The sequence below is a fragment of the Cytobacillus sp. FSL W7-1323 genome (assembly GCF_038595015.1).
GTDB lineage: Bacteria > Bacillota > Bacilli > Bacillales > Cytobacillaceae > Cytobacillus > Cytobacillus kochii.
In genome coordinates this window covers 453,486-469,892 of sequence record NZ_CP151998.1, presented here as the reverse complement: position 1 = coordinate 469,892, position 16,407 = coordinate 453,486, and the positions used below count along the sequence as shown (strand labels likewise).

The 16,407-nt window shown below is 42.8% G+C and carries 13 protein-coding genes, 12 tRNA genes and 3 rRNA genes; 1 reads left to right on the top strand and 27 read right to left on the bottom strand.

The features are described from left to right. Positions 1 to 165: 165 nt before the first annotated feature. The 21 genes from tsaD to MKX67_RS02440 form a co-directional block, all read right to left on the bottom strand. On the bottom strand, positions 166 to 1,188 hold the full coding sequence (gene tsaD / locus MKX67_RS02540) for a tRNA (adenosine(37)-N6)-threonylcarbamoyltransferase complex transferase subunit TsaD (protein WP_322910580.1): 1,023 nt from the start codon (positions 1,186 to 1,188) through the stop codon (positions 166 to 168). Next, positions 1,185 to 1,637 carry a ribosomal protein S18-alanine N-acetyltransferase gene (gene rimI / locus MKX67_RS02535; protein ID WP_095370811.1) on the bottom strand — a complete coding sequence of 151 codons (453 nt, stop codon included), beginning with the start codon at positions 1,635 to 1,637 and terminating at the stop codon, positions 1,185 to 1,187. Before rimI ends, tsaD begins: the two co-directional genes overlap by 4 nt. Further along, positions 1,634 to 2,341 carry a tRNA (adenosine(37)-N6)-threonylcarbamoyltransferase complex dimerization subunit type 1 TsaB gene (gene tsaB / locus MKX67_RS02530; protein ID WP_322910581.1) on the bottom strand — a complete coding sequence of 236 codons (708 nt, stop codon included), beginning with the start codon at positions 2,339 to 2,341 and terminating at the stop codon, positions 1,634 to 1,636. The genes rimI and tsaB overlap by 4 nt, the downstream gene beginning before the upstream one ends. Further along, complete coding sequence (tsaE, locus tag MKX67_RS02525; protein ID WP_322910582.1) at positions 2,338 to 2,793, bottom strand: tRNA (adenosine(37)-N6)-threonylcarbamoyltransferase complex ATPase subunit type 1 TsaE; 456 nt, start codon at positions 2,791 to 2,793, stop codon at positions 2,338 to 2,340. Before tsaE ends, tsaB begins: the two co-directional genes overlap by 4 nt. A 61-nt stretch (positions 2,794 to 2,854) precedes the next feature. Further along, positions 2,855 to 3,292 carry a hypothetical protein gene (locus MKX67_RS02520; protein WP_342488803.1) on the bottom strand — a complete coding sequence of 146 codons (438 nt, stop codon included), beginning with the start codon at positions 3,290 to 3,292 and terminating at the stop codon, positions 2,855 to 2,857. Positions 3,293 to 3,697: 405 nt separating this feature from the next. Next, a tRNA-Asp gene (locus MKX67_RS02515) sits at positions 3,698 to 3,774 on the bottom strand. Between the two features lie 3 nt (positions 3,775 to 3,777). Then, positions 3,778 to 3,851, bottom strand: a tRNA-Met gene (locus MKX67_RS02510). A gap of 26 nt (positions 3,852 to 3,877) precedes the next feature. Beyond that, a 5S ribosomal RNA gene (gene rrf, locus MKX67_RS02505) occupies positions 3,878 to 3,994 on the bottom strand. A gap of 232 nt (positions 3,995 to 4,226) precedes the next feature. Further along, positions 4,227 to 7,159 (bottom strand): 23S ribosomal RNA (locus MKX67_RS02500). Between the two features lie 218 nt (positions 7,160 to 7,377). Then, positions 7,378 to 8,926: ribosomal RNA gene (locus MKX67_RS02495) — 16S ribosomal RNA — on the bottom strand. Together the 16S, 23S and 5S rRNA genes with 12 tRNA genes alongside form the textbook arrangement of a ribosomal RNA operon. Before the next feature lie 118 nt (positions 8,927 to 9,044). Further along, a tRNA-Gly gene (locus tag MKX67_RS02490) sits at positions 9,045 to 9,118 on the bottom strand. A gap of 25 nt (positions 9,119 to 9,143) precedes the next feature. Next, positions 9,144 to 9,220: transfer RNA gene (locus tag MKX67_RS02485), tRNA-Pro, on the bottom strand. A gap of 8 nt (positions 9,221 to 9,228) precedes the next feature. Next, positions 9,229 to 9,305 (bottom strand) — tRNA-Arg (locus MKX67_RS02480). Between the two features lie 65 nt (positions 9,306 to 9,370). After that, a tRNA-Leu gene (locus MKX67_RS02475) sits at positions 9,371 to 9,457 on the bottom strand. 15 nt (positions 9,458 to 9,472) lie between these two features. After that, positions 9,473 to 9,545 (bottom strand) — tRNA-Lys (locus MKX67_RS02470). A 7-nt stretch (positions 9,546 to 9,552) separates the two neighbouring features. After that, positions 9,553 to 9,627 (bottom strand) — tRNA-Gln (locus MKX67_RS02465). An 11-nt stretch (positions 9,628 to 9,638) separates the two neighbouring features. Further along, a tRNA-Asp gene (locus tag MKX67_RS02460) sits at positions 9,639 to 9,715 on the bottom strand. Positions 9,716 to 9,730: 15 nt separating this feature from the next. Beyond that, positions 9,731 to 9,802: transfer RNA gene (locus MKX67_RS02455), tRNA-Glu, on the bottom strand. A gap of 38 nt (positions 9,803 to 9,840) precedes the next feature. Further along, positions 9,841 to 9,931, bottom strand: a tRNA-Ser gene (locus tag MKX67_RS02450). A gap of 4 nt (positions 9,932 to 9,935) precedes the next feature. After that, positions 9,936 to 10,010 (bottom strand) — tRNA-Asn (locus tag MKX67_RS02445). A 91-nt stretch (positions 10,011 to 10,101) separates the two neighbouring features. Next, positions 10,102 to 10,557: a SprT family protein gene (locus MKX67_RS02440; RefSeq protein ID WP_095370815.1), complete on the bottom strand. Its 456-nt coding sequence runs from the start codon at positions 10,555 to 10,557 to the stop codon at positions 10,102 to 10,104. Positions 10,558 to 10,672: 115 nt separating this feature from the next. On the opposite strand from MKX67_RS02440, the gene cmpA reads away from it, so the two are divergent. Next, positions 10,673 to 10,792, top strand: coding sequence for a cortex morphogenetic protein CmpA (cmpA, locus tag MKX67_RS02435; RefSeq protein WP_095370816.1), 120 nt, complete (start codon positions 10,673 to 10,675; stop codon positions 10,790 to 10,792). Positions 10,793 to 10,865: 73 nt separating this feature from the next. On the opposite strand, the gene MKX67_RS02430 is transcribed toward cmpA, so the two are convergent. The 6 genes from MKX67_RS02430 to MKX67_RS02405 all read right to left on the bottom strand — a co-directional run bounded on the left by MKX67_RS02430 (position 10,866) and on the right by MKX67_RS02405 (position 16,403). Beyond that, on the bottom strand, positions 10,866 to 13,031 hold the full coding sequence (locus MKX67_RS02430) for a Tex family protein (RefSeq protein ID WP_342488802.1): 2,166 nt from the start codon (positions 13,029 to 13,031) through the stop codon (positions 10,866 to 10,868). Between the two features lie 135 nt (positions 13,032 to 13,166). Then, entirely contained in the window at positions 13,167 to 13,760 is a 594-nt protein-coding gene (locus MKX67_RS02425; protein WP_224938125.1) for a PP2C family serine/threonine-protein phosphatase, read from the bottom strand. Continuing rightward, the gene (gene sigB / locus MKX67_RS02420; RefSeq protein ID WP_322910324.1) at positions 13,757 to 14,551 is read right to left on the bottom strand and encodes an RNA polymerase sigma factor SigB; all 795 of its coding nucleotides are present in this window, start codon (positions 14,549 to 14,551) and stop codon (positions 13,757 to 13,759) included. Before sigB ends, MKX67_RS02425 begins: the two co-directional genes overlap by 4 nt. Beyond that, positions 14,529 to 15,002 (bottom strand): anti-sigma B factor RsbW, encoded by a 474-nt coding sequence (gene rsbW, locus MKX67_RS02415; RefSeq protein WP_095370819.1) that lies wholly within the window; start codon positions 15,000 to 15,002, stop codon positions 14,529 to 14,531. The genes sigB and rsbW overlap by 23 nt, the downstream gene beginning before the upstream one ends. Then, complete coding sequence (locus MKX67_RS02410) at positions 14,999 to 15,331, bottom strand: anti-sigma factor antagonist (RefSeq protein ID WP_095370820.1); 333 nt, start codon at positions 15,329 to 15,331, stop codon at positions 14,999 to 15,001. The genes rsbW and MKX67_RS02410 overlap by 4 nt, the downstream gene beginning before the upstream one ends. A gap of 58 nt (positions 15,332 to 15,389) precedes the next feature. Further along, a complete protein-coding gene (locus tag MKX67_RS02405; RefSeq protein WP_095370821.1) occupies positions 15,390 to 16,403 on the bottom strand; it encodes a PP2C family protein-serine/threonine phosphatase in 1,014 nt (337 codons plus the stop codon). Between the last annotated feature and the right edge of the window lie 4 nt (positions 16,404 to 16,407).

Sequence of the window (16,407 nt, the reverse complement as noted above, 5' to 3'; positions counted from 1 at the left end):
TCCACAATTTTTATGATACTTATCAACAAAAACTCTGAAAATTTTAATATTATCCACAATATGATATGCCACCCATACTATACTTGATATTGTGAATAACTTTGTGTCATCACTAAAAATAAAAAGACTAGTGAATAGATGATCATGATTCACTAGTCTTCATTATTATTGTTGAAACTGTATATCTAACCCTGGGTTTGCATTCATACTCATATCTGAGAACATCCCTTTTTCGAACATAATTGCCCCTACTGCAGCAATCATCGCTGCATTATCTGTGCATAAATGTAATGGCGGAATGACTAAGTCTATCTCTTCCTTATTCTTAAAGGTCTCTGTTAATGCTTCACGAAGTCCTTTATTTGCTGCAACGCCACCTGCTAATAGTAGTTGTTTCACATCATATGCCTCTACTGCTTTTAAGGTCTTGGTCACTAATACCTCAATGACGCTTTCTTGAAAGCTCGCTGCTAAATCCTCTGGTAAGATGGTCTCTCCACGTTGTTCAGCATTATGCACTGTGTTGATAACGGCAGACTTCAATCCACTGAAACTAAAATCAAAGGAGCCTTCTTCTAGCCACGCACGAGGAAGCTTAATTGTCGCTTCTCCTTCATGGGCAAGGCGATCAATATGTGGCCCACCTGGATATGGCATATTTAGAACTCGCGCTACTTTATCATATGCTTCTCCAGCAGCATCATCACGTGTTTCGCCAATAACTTCAAAATCACCATGTGCTTTCATATAAACGAGCTCTGTATGGCCCCCGGAAACGACTAATGCAAGCGCCGGGAAAGTCATTTCTTTAATTAAGCGATTGGCATAAATATGCCCTGCTATATGGTGCACCCCAATAAGTGGCTTTTGATGAGCAAAGGCAATCGCCTTCGCTGCATTTACACCGACAAGTAAGGCACCCACTAACCCTGGACCTTCTGTCACAGCAATTGCATCGATATCGTTCATCGTCATACTCGCTTTATTTAACGCTTCTTCTAACACAATGGTCATTTGTTCTACATGATGCCTTGAAGCGATTTCTGGTACAACCCCGCCAAACCTTTTATGACTTTCAATTTGAGAAGCGACAACATTAGCGATGATCTCTCTACCATTTTTAATGATGGCTACTGCTGTTTCATCACAGCTTGTTTCTATCCCTAATATATATTGATCTTTTTTCATTTTATATTCACCCACATTACTAAAGCATCTTCATGATTATCCGAATAATAATTTTTTCTAATTCCGCCTTCTTGAAAACCTAGCTTGCTATACAACCGTCTTGCTATCATGTTACTCACCCTTACTTCTAGGGTCATTTTAAGGGCACCCATTTCTTTTACAACATCCATCAGCTGGACCATTAACGCCTCGCCAAGTTTCTTCCCTCTATATCTGGGTAGTATCGCTACATTTGTTACATGGGCCTCGTCTGTAACCACCCATGCCCCACCGTATCCTATCAATTCTTCTCCGTCTTCTAATACAACGTAGACCGAGAATTGGTTCAATGTCATTTCATTATAAAAGGCCTCTCTACTCCAAGGTGAAGAAAAAGATGCCTGTTCTACTTTTAATACTTCATCAATATCATCTTCGTTCATTAACCGAAACGTTAATTTACTGGTCATTGGAGCTTGCTCCCTTTCGAAGCTTCAATCCATTTTGCCTCTGCCTCAGCAAGACGGATATAATTAGGGACAAAATTGTGGATATCAACAGCTTCCTTATCTCTACCTAAAATGGCCAATTCAGAAGGACGAGGATTTTGTTCAGTTAAACGTGCAAAATATGCCCGATCCCCTAAGTCTGCTTTAATTTGTTCCTTGTGTATGGATAAATCATTACCGACAAATAAAACCGGTTCTTCTCTATTTAATAAACGTTGCGTCCAATTAACGGTCAACGTTAGATGATCCGATGCTAGATCTAATAACCGACTCTCTTGAAATTGATATAAACCAGTATAAATCTGACCTCTTCTCGCATCAAATAACGGTGAAATGACACCGTTAAAATAACTACCTGCACTTGCTGCCAAAACAGCTAGACTCGATACGCCTGAAAGAGGTATATTCAACGTCCAAGCTAATGTTTTAGCTATGGTTACACCAATTCTTACCCCCGTATATGAACCGGGTCCTTCTGCGACAACAATCTTTTCTATATCTTGTGGCAACGTATCGCAATCCTTTAAAAGCATTTCTATCGCGGGCATTACACGAACTGAGTGATTCTTTTTGATATTCGTGATATATTCCCCTATAATTTTGTCGTCATCTACTAGAGCGATCCCTAGTGTATAATTTGACGTGTCTATAGCTAATATTTTCATTTTACTAACTCCTCACACAGCTTCACATAGCGTTTTCCTTTTGGATGTAGCGCTATTCTTCGTTCTTCATTTCCGGTATAATGGATTACAATTTTTAACCTTTCTTCTGGCAGTTGATCTTCTATTAGATGAGCCCATTCCACGACGGTCACACCTTGCCCATGAAAATACTCATCAAACCCAAGATCTTCATCGCCATCCTCCACCCGGTAAACATCCATATGGTACAAAGGTAGACGACCATTATATTCCTTTATAATAGTGAATGTAGGGCTATTCACATTTCGTTCAATACCAAGGCCTAACGCAAGCCCTTTCGTAAATGTTGTTTTACCTGCCCCTAAATCACCTTCTAATAAAATGACATCACCTGCAGCTGCTTTTTCTCCTAGCCTCTTTGCAAATGCCATTGTTTCTTCCGTATTTTTTGTATTCCACTGGAATTGATCCATTTTATCACCTACATTTGGTCTTTCATTTATTTACAATAATAATGACACATATACATGTAGTTTACATGATTTTTTCATAGACATCAAAGAACACTTTGTTTTGTCGGGACAGTAACCTTTTGCGCGCAATTCCTTGCTCTTTTTCTCTTTGTCTTGCGCGTATCTTCCTTTTGCACGCAATTCCCGGCTCTTTTTCTCTTTCTTTTGCGCGTATCTTCCTTTTACGCGCAATTCCCGGCTCTCTTTCTTTTTCTTTTGCGCGTATCTTCCTTTTACGCGCAATTCCTTGCTCTTTTTCTTTTTCTTTTGCGCGTATCTTCCTTTTGCGCGCAATTCCCGGCTCTCTTTCTCTTTCTCTTTCGCGTTTCTTCCTTTTGCGCGCAATTCCTTGCTCTCTTTCTTTTTCTTTTGCGCGTTTCTTCCTTTTGCGCGCAATTCCTTGCTCTCTTTCTTTTTCTTTTGCGCGTTTCTTCCGTTCCCGCCTAAAACTTTTCAACACTATCTTTTGCCTGTATCTACTATTTAACGGTTATTTCCGTAGAGGCAACTAAAAATAGTTGTTTTTAGAAATTACTTAACATATTTTTGGTTTACGCATCCTAATTTGCATTTGTTTTTTGACAAAAAGAAAACCCGCCTAATGGCGAGCTAAAGTGATAGTTTCTCTAGTAATATACAATATGATGGATAAACTGATCATTACAGCTATTGGGATAGATTAAACGTAAGGATTTTTGTAAATAATAATGCGTTATATCTCTATCAAGGACTTACAAATTAGTCATGATGTACTTTTTTACGAGGCACAAATCAATTCTACTTGAACCTATAGAACCTAAGTTTTCTACACAAAAAAAACGAAACAAGTTCCCTGTTTCGATACGTTTCACATATAAAATTAAACTGGCGGTCCGGACGGGACTCGAACCCGCGACCTCCTGCGTGACAGGCAGGCATTCTAACCAACTGAACTACCGGACCAGATTGCGGGGGCAGGATTTGAACCTGCGACCTTCGGGTTATGAGCCCGACGAGCTACCGAACTGCTCCACCCCGCGATAATATTATTTTATAAAAATCATATGCCCGGCAACGTCCTACTCTCACAAGGGGACAGCCCCTAACTACCATCGGCGCTGAGAAGCTTAACTTCCGTGTTCGGTATGGGAACGGGTGTGACCTTCTCGCTATCGCCACCGGACTATGAAATTGTAAGGGAATCGTTCCCTCAAAACTAGGTAATGTTGAAGAAGATATTTATTGAGTAATCGCCTGAATGCGTGCTGTAGGATACTACTTACGTAGTTCTGTCCAGCTGCGGCGCCTAGTTGCTCGAGGTCATAAGTCAAATTTGTCATGAGGTTAAAGAACAACCTCCTGTCAAATTCGCCTTATGCTTGTCGCACCTGGGCAAGGCGCCTCCGCATTTCGAATTGGTTAAGTCCTCGATCGATTAGTATTAGTCAGCTGCATGTGTCGCCACACTTCCACCTCTAACCTATCAACCTGATCATCTTTCAGGGATCTTACTAGCTTGCGCTATGGGAAATCTCATCTCGAGGGGGGCTTCATGCTTAGATGCTTTCAGCACTTATCCCTTCCGCACATAGCTACCCAGCGATGCCTTTGGCAAGACAACTGGTACACCAGCGGTGCGTCCATCCCGGTCCTCTCGTACTAAGGACAGCTCCTCTCAAATTTCCTGCGCCCACGACGGATAGGGACCGAACTGTCTCACGACGTTCTGAACCCAGCTCGCGTACCGCTTTAATGGGCGAACAGCCCAACCCTTGGGACCGACTACAGCCCCAGGATGCGATGAGCCGACATCGAGGTGCCAAACCTCCCCGTCGATGTGGACTCTTGGGGGAGATAAGCCTGTTATCCCCGGGGTAGCTTTTATCCGTTGAGCGATGGCCCTTCCATGCGGAACCACCGGATCACTAAGCCCGACTTTCGTCCCTGCTCGACTTGTAGGTCTCGCAGTCAAGCTCCCTTGTGCCTTTACACTCTACGAATGATTTCCAACCATTCTGAGGGAACCTTTGGGCGCCTCCGTTACTCTTTAGGAGGCGACCGCCCCAGTCAAACTGCCCACCTGACACTGTCTCCCATCCCGATAAGGGATGTGGGTTAGAATTTCAATACAGCCAGGGTAGTATCCCACCGACGCCTCCACCGAAGCTAGCGCTCCGGCTTCTAAGGCTCCTACCTATCCTGTACAAGCTGTACCAAAATTCAATATCAGGCTACAGTAAAGCTCCACGGGGTCTTTCCGTCCTGTCGCGGGTAACCTGCATCTTCACAGGTACTATAATTTCACCGAGTCTCTCGTTGAGACAGTGCCCAGATCGTTACGCCTTTCGTGCGGGTCGGAACTTACCCGACAAGGAATTTCGCTACCTTAGGACCGTTATAGTTACGGCCGCCGTTTACTGGGGCTTCGATTCAAAGCTTCGCGTGAGCTAACCTCTCCTCTTAACCTTCCAGCACCGGGCAGGCGTCAGCCCCTATACTTCGCCTTGCGGCTTCGCAGAGACCTGTGTTTTTGCTAAACAGTCGCCTGGGCCTATTCACTGCGGCTCATCAAGGCTTTAACACCCTAATGAGCACCCCTTCTCCCGAAGTTACGGGGTCATTTTGCCGAGTTCCTTAACGAGAGTTCTCTCGCTCACCTTAGGATTCTCTCCTCGCCTACCTGTGTCGGTTTGCGGTACGGGCACCTTATTCCTCGCTAGAGGCTTTTCTTGGCAGTGTGGAATCAAGAACTTCGGTACTAAATTTCCCTCGCTATCACAGCTCAAGGTATGTGACCATGGGATTTGCCTCATGGTCCCTCTAACTGCTTAGACGCACATCCAATAGTGCGCTTACCCTATCCTCCTGCGTCCCCCCATCACTCAAACAGAATACGGTGGTACAGGAATATCAACCTGTTGTCCATCGCCTACGCTTTTCAGCCTCGGCTTAGGTCCCGACTAACCCTGAGCGGACGAGCCTTCCTCAGGAAACCTTAGGCATTCGGTGGATGGGATTCTCACCCATCTTTCGCTACTCATACCGGCATTCTCACTTCTAAGCGCTCCACCAGTCCTTACGGTCTAGCTTCAACGCCCTTAGAACGCTCTCCTACCACTGAACATCAACGATGTTCAATCCACAGCTTCGGTGATACGTTTAGCCCCGGTACATTTTCGGCGCGGAGTCACTCGACCAGTGAGCTATTACGCACTCTTTAAATGGTGGCTGCTTCTAAGCCAACATCCTGGTTGTCTAAGCAACTCCACATCCTTTTCCACTTAACGTATACTTTGGGACCTTAGCTGGTGGTCTGGGCTGTTTCCCTCTTGACTACGGATCTTATCACTCGCAGTCTGACTCCCATGGATAAATCTTTGGCATTCGGAGTTTGTCTGAATTCGGTAACCCGATGAGGGCCCCTAGTCCAAACAGTGCTCTACCTCCAAGATTCTTACGCATGAGGCTAGCCCTAAAGCTATTTCGGAGAGAACCAGCTATCTCCAAGTTCGATTGGAATTTCTCCGCTACCCACACCTCATCCCCGCACTTTTCAACGTACGTGGGTTCGGGCCTCCATCCAGTGTTACCTGGACTTCACCCTGGACATGGGTAGATCACCTGGTTTCGGGTCTACGACCACATACTCATTCGCCCTATTCAGACTCGCTTTCGCTACGGCTCCGTCTGTCCAACTTAACCTCGCATGTAATCGTAACTCGCCGGTTCATTCTACAAAAGGCACGCTATCACCCATTAACGGGCTCTAACTACTTGTAGGCACACGGTTTCAGGATCTCTTTCACTCCCCTTCCGGGGTGCTTTTCACCTTTCCCTCACGGTACTGGTTCACTATCGGTCACTAGGGAGTATTTAGCCTTGGGAGATGGTCCTCCCTGCTTCCGACGGGATTTCTCGTGTCCCGCCGTACTCAGGATCCACTCTGGAGGGAACGAAGTTTCAACTACAGGGCTTTTACCTCCTATGGCGGGCCTTTCCAGACCTCTTCGTCTATCTCGTTCCTTTGTAACTCCGTATAGAATGTCCTACAACCCCAAGAGGCAAGCCTCTTGGTTTGGGCTAATCCCGTTTCGCTCGCCGCTACTCAGGGAATCGCGTTTGCTTTCTCTTCCTCCGGGTACTTAGATGTTTCAGTTCCCCGGGTCTGCCTTCCATACCCTATGTATTCAGGTATGGATCCTATCCCATAACGGATAGGGGGTTTCCCCATTCGGAAATCTCCGGATCAAAGCTTACTTACAGCTCCCCGAAGCATATCGGTGTTAGTCCCGTCCTTCATCGGCTCCTAGTGCCAAGGCATTCACCGTGCGCCCTTATTAACTTAACCATATGTTTGGGTTGCTTTCGCTTCCCTCACGGTTGTGTGTTTTAAAAAAGTTTAGTATCTCTACTCTATTATATAGAGAGAAAATAACTAAGGTGGCGATTACTCGGTAATCTTCTTCATTACATTATCTAGTTTTCAAAGAACGATTGAATTGAGAGATTATACTCTCAAAACTGAACGAACAGTCTAACATCAAGTTAATTCCGTATATTCCTTAGAAAGGAGGTGATCCAGCCGCACCTTCCGATACGGCTACCTTGTTACGACTTCACCCCAATCATCTGTCCCACCTTAGGCGGCTGGCTCCAAAAGGTTACCCCACCGACTTCGGGTGTTACAAACTCTCGTGGTGTGACGGGCGGTGTGTACAAGGCCCGGGAACGTATTCACCGCGGCATGCTGATCCGCGATTACTAGCGATTCCGGCTTCATGTAGGCGAGTTGCAGCCTACAATCCGAACTGAGAATGGTTTTATGGGATTGGCTAAACCTCGCGGTCTTGCAGCCCTTTGTACCATCCATTGTAGCACGTGTGTAGCCCAGGTCATAAGGGGCATGATGATTTGACGTCATCCCCACCTTCCTCCGGTTTGTCACCGGCAGTCACCTTAGAGTGCCCAACTAAATGCTGGCAACTAAGATCAAGGGTTGCGCTCGTTGCGGGACTTAACCCAACATCTCACGACACGAGCTGACGACAACCATGCACCACCTGTCACTCTGTCCCCCGAAGGGGAAAGTCCTATCTCTAGGATTGTCAGAGGATGTCAAGACCTGGTAAGGTTCTTCGCGTTGCTTCGAATTAAACCACATGCTCCACCGCTTGTGCGGGCCCCCGTCAATTCCTTTGAGTTTCAACCTTGCGGTCGTACTCCCCAGGCGGAGTGCTTAATGCGTTTGCTGCAGCACTAAAGGGCGGAAACCCTCTAACACTTAGCACTCATCGTTTACGGCGTGGACTACCAGGGTATCTAATCCTGTTTGCTCCCCACGCTTTCGCGCCTCAGCGTCAGTTACAGACCAGAAAGTCGCCTTCGCCACTGGTGTTCCTCCAAATCTCTACGCATTTCACCGCTACACTTGGAATTCCACTTTCCTCTTCTGCACTCAAGTTCCCCAGTTTCCAATGACCCTCCACGGTTGAGCCGTGGGCTTTCACATCAGACTTAAGGAACCGCCTGCGCGCGCTTTACGCCCAATAATTCCGGACAACGCTTGCCACCTACGTATTACCGCGGCTGCTGGCACGTAGTTAGCCGTGGCTTTCTGGTTAGGTACCGTCAAGGTACCGGCAGTTACTCCGATACTTGTTCTTCCCTAACAACAGAGTTTTACGATCCGAAAACCTTCATCACTCACGCGGCGTTGCTCCGTCAGACTTTCGTCCATTGCGGAAGATTCCCTACTGCTGCCTCCCGTAGGAGTCTGGGCCGTGTCTCAGTCCCAGTGTGGCCGATCACCCTCTCAGGTCGGCTACGCATCGTCGCCTTGGTGAGCCGTTACCTCACCAACTAGCTAATGCGCCGCGGGCCCATCTGTAAGTGATAGCAGAACCATCTTTCAATCTAATTATATGTATAAATAGATATTATCCGGTATTAGCCCCGGTTTCCCGGAGTTATCCCAGTCTTACAGGCAGGTTGCCCACGTGTTACTCACCCGTCCGCCGCTAATCTTTGGGAGCAAGCTCCCTCAGATTCGCTCGACTTGCATGTATTAGGCACGCCGCCAGCGTTCGTCCTGAGCCAGGATCAAACTCTCCAATAAAGTGTTTGATTAGCTCATTTGCACCTATGGTGCTTTGTTGCTGATAAATCAGCTTTTTTTAGAATTACGCTTGACGTTTTACGTTCGTTCAGTTTTCAAAGAACAATCTTTTTGGTAATGGAGCGGGTGAAGGGAATCGAACCCTCATCATCAGCTTGGAAGGCTGAGGTTTTACCACTAAACTACACCCGCATTTAATTAATTTGTTGGTTTTGCATGGTCGGGAAGACAGGATTCGAACCTGCGACCCCTTGGTCCCAAACCAAGTGCTCTACCAAGCTGAGCTACTTCCCGTAAGTATATGGCGCGCCCGAGAGGAGTCGAACCCCTAACCTTTTGATCCGTAGTCAAACGCTCTATCCAATTGAGCTACGGGCGCCTTGAAGCAACTCTATTATAATATCATACTAATTTTAATGAGTCAAGTATTTTTTTAAATCTTTTTGGTGCGGCCGAGAGGACTTGAACCTCCACGGGTTATTCACCCACTAGGCCCTCAACCTAGCGCGTCTGCCATTCCGCCACGACCGCATAAATTGTTTAAGATGAGCCATGAAGGACTCGAACCTTCGACCCTCTGATTAAAAGTCAGATGCTCTACCAACTGAGCTAATGGCTCATAAAAATGGCTGGGCTAGCAGGGATCGAACCTGCGAATGACGGAATCAAAATCCGTTGCCTTACCGCTTGGCTATAGCCCATTATTAAGATATGGCGGTCCGGACGGGACTCGAACCCGCGACCTCCTGCGTGACAGGCAGGCATTCTAACCAACTGAACTACCGGACCTAACCTTTAAAAAGATGACCCCTACGGGATTCGAACCCGTGTTACCGCCGTGAAAGGGCGGTGTCTTAACCGCTTGACCAAGGGGCCATAACATAAAAAAAGAAAAACAAATATGTATATAAGAATGGCGGAGAAGGAGGGATTTGAACCCTCGCGCCAGTTGCCCGACCTACACCCTTAGCAGGGGCGCCTCTTCAGCCACTTGAGTACTTCTCCAAAATGGCTCCGCAGGTAGGATTCGAACCTACGACCGTTCGGTTAACAGCCGAATGCTCTACCACTGAGCTACTGCGGAATATGTTAAAAGAGAATATGTAGTCAACAAGCACTGCCTTATCGACTCTTTAAATTATAATTACCACCATGTAAAAAGTCAAGCATGAATTTCAATTATTTTTATCAGTAGATATTAACACTAATTTGCCCATACATTGGCCACATCTATACTTGTTTGTGTTTATTCGACGTTTCCTTCTATAGAGTTGATTGCACTGGTTGCATTTATACATAATGTAAGAAACTTTCTGAGGTAAAGACGAACAATGCCTTGGTGCACCTACTTTAGCCATTAGCCTCCGAAAATCACTATCTCGATGTTGATAGCCTGCCCCAGCCAAATGCAGATGGTAATGACATAGTTCATGTTTAATAATACCAACTAATTCTTCCATTCCTAGATGCTGATAATATGTCGGATTAATTTCAATGCGGTGATCAGACAGCATATATCGTCCTCCGGTTGTTCTTAATCTACTATTGAATTTCGCTGTATGACGAAAAGGAAGATCGAACCACCTCAAAGATACTTCTTCAACTAACCTTTGTAATTCCTTATCACTCATTTCTTCACTCCTTTCAAGGATAAAATTAGCACGTGACAACCTATAAGCGCATACAATTGATATACATTAGCATAGCATAAAGGACCGTGGAAAGTGAGAGAAAGGAGGCTATTCCATGCCTGTTTGGTTACAGAACCAAATGAAACGTGCTTTCTTAGAGAAGGACCGTTATCAAATCAAATTATTGAATCAATGCTGGTACTTTTATAGAAAGAAGCATTGTTCTGGTACGTAGGAAACTCCTTCTCAAACCCACAATGATTTACATAAAAAGCCGTTGGAAAAATCCCACGGCTTTTTATGCTTATTTATTGACCTTGTTGGAGCATGGTTAACGCCACTCTGCCTTTTTGTTGATCAACCGAATCGACCCATACAGTCACAACATCACCAACAGATACGACATCTAACGGATGTTTCACAAACCGATTACTTAGCTTTGAGATATGGACTAAACCATCTTGCTTCACGCCAATATCTACAAAAGCTCCGAAATCAACTACATTTCGGACGGTCCCTTGAAGTTCCATCCCTTCCTTCAAATCATCCAGCTTTAATACTTCTTTCTTTAATAGCGGAGCAGGTAATTCATCCCTAGGGTCTCGACCAGGTTTCATTAATGCATCAATTATATCCTTGAGCGTTAATTCACCAATATTTAATTCTTCTGCTGTTTCTTTTATAGATAACTGGCTTAACGCTTCTATTAATTGTGCAGAGCCTAAATGGTTAGAATTCATCTTTAACATTTTAAGCAATTTACTTACTTCCCCATAGGTTTCAGGGTGAATCGATGTTCTGTCTAATGCTTCCTCTCCATCAACAATTCGCAAGAATCCAATGGCTTGCTCGTACGTCTTCGCGCCTAAGCGAGGAATTTTCTTTAATTGTTTCCGATTAGTAAATTTGCCTTCTTCTTCTCTTTTCTTAACAATATTCGTTGCGACAGCCTTCGATAAACCAGCTACATGTTGTAATAGTGACGGAGAAGCTGTATTCACATTCACTCCAACTTGGTTTACAGCCGTCTCGACAACAAAATCTAATGATTCCGTTAACCTTTTTTGAGAGACATCATGTTGGTATTGACCGACACCAACTGATTTAGGGTCAATTTTTACTAGTTCAGCAAGTGGATCTTGTAGTCTCCTCCCGATTGAAACAGCGCTTCTTTCTTCAACTTGAAAGTCAGGGAATTCTTCACGTGCAATATCAGATGCGGAATAGACACTTGCCCCCGCTTCATTTACGATTAAATAATAGATTTCTTCATTCAATTCTTTCAGCAAGTCAGCAATAAACTGTTCTGTCTCTCTTGATGCCGTTCCATTACCTATAGCCACCATCTTCACTTCATATGCTTTGAGCATGGAAAGGACTTTGTCTTTGGCTACACCTAATTTAGAAACAGGCGGATGAGGATAGATAACATCAATCTTTAATACCTTACCTGTTTCATCAATGACCGCTAATTTGCAGCCTGTACGATAAGCTGGATCTACCGCAAGGACGACTTTCCCTTTTAGTGGTGGTTGTAAAAGGAGATTCTTAAGATTTTCAGAGAAAATTTTAATCGCCTGTTCCTCACCTTTTTCGGTTAGTTCAGCCCTTAATTCTCTTTCAATTGATGGTTGAATTAAGCGTTTATAACCATCTTCAATCGCTTCTTCCACAAATGGTGCATTGATATGTTTTGATACAGTGATCCATTTTCGATTTAAATACTGTAAAATTGGCTCTTGTTCCACCTTAATACTGACTTTAAGTACGCCTTCTTTTTCCCCACGATTTAATGCTAGTATACGGTGAGGAACAATTTTACCTACGTTTTCACTATATTCATAATACATCTCATACACATGCTTTTCGTCGATGCTTTCATCTTTAACAGCTGATTCAATAATTCCTTGTTTATATGTTTTTTCGCGAATCCACTTCCTACTTTGCGCATCATCAGATACCATTTCTGCAATAATATCTCGCGCCCCCTGAAGCGCTTCTTCAACTGTTGTGACACCTTTTTCCTCATTTAGGAAGTGTGTTGCTTTTTCTTCAGGCGTATCATCATTTTGATAGGATAATAACCAAGTAGCTAATGGTTCTAGTTCTTTTTCTTTCGCTACGGTTGCTTTTGTTCTTCTTTTTTGTTTGTACGGACGATATAAATCTTCTACTTCCTGCAATTTCTCCGCTTTTTCTATTTGATTAGATAATTCCGGGGTTAATTTCCCTTGCTCTTCTATTAACCTAAGTACTTCTTGTTTTCTCTGCTTCACGTTTTGTATGTATTGCCATCTTTCAACAATATCTTTGATTTGTACTTCATTTAACGCACCGGTCATTTCTTTTCGATAACGCGCAATAAACGGAACGGTATTTCCCTCTTCAATTAACGCGATGGTTCGATCAATTTGTTTTGTGGATAATGAAAATTCTTTTGCTATTCGTCCAAAAATTTCTTTCTTATCATCCATGTCTCTTCACCTTCCTGAGTGCAAACTGTACTATTGCTTTATTCTACCAAAATTTTAAAGGTAAAGCATTTTTGGCTATAGCCCCGTCTTGATTCGTGTTTTAAAGAGCAAAAAAAAGCTTGCTGATTGAAACAATCATTGCAAGCTTCCGATTATAAATGTTGCATCGTCTATAAGATTCATGTTCTGCGCCCTAATTAACTTCGCAGTTGCTTCGATTGGTAAATATTTATTCATCAGTTTTTTTATACCAGAAATGGGGTATCCATCTGAAAACATCAAGAATTTAATTCCGTTTGTATAATCAAAACGGTGAATTTTAAATGCTTGACGCTTTCCTGACAAATAACCCGATGTTGGCAGTGGGTAAATGAGCTTCTCAGTATCCCCATAAAAGAAAAAACGAATATTTCCCGTACAACAGTAGGCTAATTCTTTTGTGTGAAAATTAATCTTAATCACACCTACCGCAGCGCCTCTTTTATGTAAAAGTGACTGATTACTTAAATCCATAATGGTTGAAATATCTAAATCGTGATTTTCTCTAACGGTATTGACAACAGCAGATGAAGCTTCATTTGCATATTCTCCACTACCTAAACCATCAGCTAATACACAAATAAAATAATCATCAGTTGTGTGATAATAAAAAGAATCACCACAAACGGACTGACCACGTTTAGCAAGCTGATCGGTAATGACGTCCATTTGATGTGGATCATTCATCATAGAATATACTCCGAACCTTCATTTTCAGCATGGATGGCTTCTTGCAATTTTTTAATTGCTCTTCTTTGCAGCCTTGATACATGCATTTGAGAAATATCCAGTCTTTCCCCTGTTTCTTTTTGGCTTAGATTTTCTAGGAATGTAAACTGGATAACTTGTTTCTCTCGATCTGATAAAACATGCAACACTTTTTCAAGTACGAGCATTTGATTGACTTTTTCATAGCCATCATCCACATTACCGACAATATCCAGGAGCGTAACAGTACCACCGTCGGAATCAGCTTCAATGGAATGGTCAACTGATAACGCCTGATAACTTTTGCCCATCTCCATTGCTTCTAAAACTTCTTCTTCTGTTACTTCTAGAGCATCCGCAATTTCCTCGACCTTAGGCGAACGTTGCAAAGTAGTTGTTAATTCTTCCGCCGTAGCTTTGATCTTTGGCCCTAATTCTTTTATTCGTCTCGGTACATGCACGCTCCAGGTTTTGTCCCGTAAGAAACGTTTAATCTCACCGATGATTGTCGGAATAGCAAATGCTTCAAACGTTTTGCCAAAAGAAGCGTCATATCTACGAATCGCACCAAGTAGTCCAATCACACCTACTTGAACAATATCTTCGTGATAAGGTCTACCTTTAGAGTATTTTCGTGCGATGGATTCAACCAATTTGTAATACTGTTCAACAAGTTGTTCCTGTGCGTATTCGTCCTGATGTAATTGATATTGTTGTATGAGATTATTAATCTCTTCTTTTGATCGTTGTTTAGGTTGAGATTGCTTCTGCATCACTCTCCACCTGCTCTCCTTCTAGGTACTTAGTCATAAAGACTGTTACACCTTTTTGATGATGAATTTTCACTTCATCCATTAATGTTTCTATTAGGTAAAGGCCTAATCCTCCTTCTCGTAAAAATTCAACAGAATCATTTGCTTGATAAGGACCTGCACTGTCTCTTGCTTGTTGAAAATCCAAGCTCTCACCTTCATCCGCAACCATGACTTCTAATTTATTTTTATAAAGGCCGAATCCTACAAGCACTTCACCATTTTCGTTGTTTTTGTATGCATGCTGAACTGCATTTGTACAAGCTTCACTCGTTGCAATCTTCAAATCTTCAATTTCGTCATAGTTAAATCCCATTCTACTGGCAATACCAGATAAGGTTAATCTAATAATACCGACGTATTCCGGCTTCGATGGGATTTTCATCTCAATGTAGTCGTACGACTCGGTCATTTCTTTTCACCTTCCATTTTGGTGCTGATATCAATAATGTCAGCAAGACCAGTAATTTCGAACAGCCTTTTTAAACGACTAGAAAGCCCAATGATTTTAAATTGACCATCGTGCGCACGTACATTTTTGAAAAGTCCTACAAAAACACCTAAGCCGGTGCTATCCATATAGGAAACACCCGAAAGATCAACAATCATCTCCACATTATCTTTTTCAGAAAGCGGAATAAGTTCTTTCTTTAATTCTGGTGCAGTGTATACATCAATCTCTCCACCTACAGTTACCTCAGTAATATTTTGATTATGATTTACATCTATATTAATGTTCATATTTTGCCCACCTTTTAGGAATAGCTGGTTACTCCTCATTTACCCTTTTAATTTTAGCTTAAACATTTCTTCTTAATATAATTAAAGTAAAATCATCCCTTAATTGGAAATCTTGTAATTTTTCAAGTTCTTTATATACGTTTTGCACAATATTTTGTGCTTTTAAGTGTATGTTTTTCTCAATTAAGGCTAATAATTCTTCTCTTTCAATAAAGCCTTCTTTTGTTCTTGATTCAGTTACGCCATCAGACATCAAAATAATCATATCCCCAGGCATCACTTCTTTTTCGTACTTTCTATATTTCGTGTTCTTTTCAATACCTAATAATAGACCCTTTGCAGGCAACTCAGAAAATGTCTGTGTTTCCGCATGATAAAACAAGCCTGGTTCGTGCCCAGCAGAGGCATAGGAAAAGATATGATGATCGATATGATATGTGCCATAAAACATCGTAATAAACATCGTTAAATCAACATTTTGTTCCACAACACGATTTAGATTCTCCAACACCAGAGTAGGCGTTTTACGATTTTCTGGTAAACTGTCCATAGCATATTTAATCATAGACATACAAAGGGCTGCTGGTAGCCCTTTTCCAATAACATCAGCTATTGCGATGCTCACACTATTATTTTCATCCTCAACAAAATTAAAATAATCACCATTCATATGTTTTGCTGGGACGCTGATTGCTCCAATATCCATGTCTTTTTTACATGGAATCTCTGTCCCAAGCAATGTTTTTTGCACATTAGCCGCGATTTCCATTTCGGTTCTTAATTCCTGTTGAATATGCTTTAAATTTTGGTGTTCGCGGTAAGCAAAACCATATGCCACCATCACTTCAAGCAGTATATCAAAAGACTCCTGCATTCTATCGTTAAATTTTTCTGGAAACATCTCAGCCATAATATTTCTATGGATGCTGACAATTTCCTCTGGAGGAATGTTCCGTTCAATTGCATTCCTACTTAACTTTTGTCCTTGATATAATGCCTGCTCTGAGCGGTCAGCTAAATAATTCGTTAATATCTCTCTATATTTGGACTCCAATTTCTGTCTGAAATCCATCTCA

Coding starts and splice junctions, on each gene's coding strand:
- tsaD (WP_322910580.1), bottom strand. CDS start 1,188: ATGAAAAAAGATCAATATATATTAGGGATAGAAACAAGCTGTGATGAA.
- rimI (WP_095370811.1), bottom strand. CDS start 1,637: ATGACCAGTAAATTAACGTTTCGGTTAATGAACGAAGATGATATTGAT.
- tsaB (WP_322910581.1), bottom strand. CDS start 2,341: ATGAAAATATTAGCTATAGACACGTCAAATTATACACTAGGGATCGCT.
- tsaE (WP_322910582.1), bottom strand. CDS start 2,793: ATGGATCAATTCCAGTGGAATACAAAAAATACGGAAGAAACAATGGCA.
- MKX67_RS02440 (WP_095370815.1), bottom strand. CDS start 10,557: ATGAGTGATAAGGAATTACAAAGGTTAGTTGAAGAAGTATCTTTGAGG.
- cmpA (WP_095370816.1), top strand. CDS start 10,673: ATGCCTGTTTGGTTACAGAACCAAATGAAACGTGCTTTCTTAGAGAAG.
- MKX67_RS02430 (WP_342488802.1), bottom strand. CDS start 13,031: ATGGATGATAAGAAAGAAATTTTTGGACGAATAGCAAAAGAATTTTCA.
- MKX67_RS02425 (WP_224938125.1), bottom strand. CDS start 13,760: ATGATGAATGATCCACATCAAATGGACGTCATTACCGATCAGCTTGCT.
- sigB (WP_322910324.1), bottom strand. CDS start 14,551: ATGCAGAAGCAATCTCAACCTAAACAACGATCAAAAGAAGAGATTAAT.
- rsbW (WP_095370819.1), bottom strand. CDS start 15,002: ATGACCGAGTCGTACGACTACATTGAGATGAAAATCCCATCGAAGCCG.
- MKX67_RS02410 (WP_095370820.1), bottom strand. CDS start 15,331: ATGAACATTAATATAGATGTAAATCATAATCAAAATATTACTGAGGTA.
- MKX67_RS02405 (WP_095370821.1), bottom strand. CDS start 16,403: ATGGATTTCAGACAGAAATTGGAGTCCAAATATAGAGAGATATTAACG.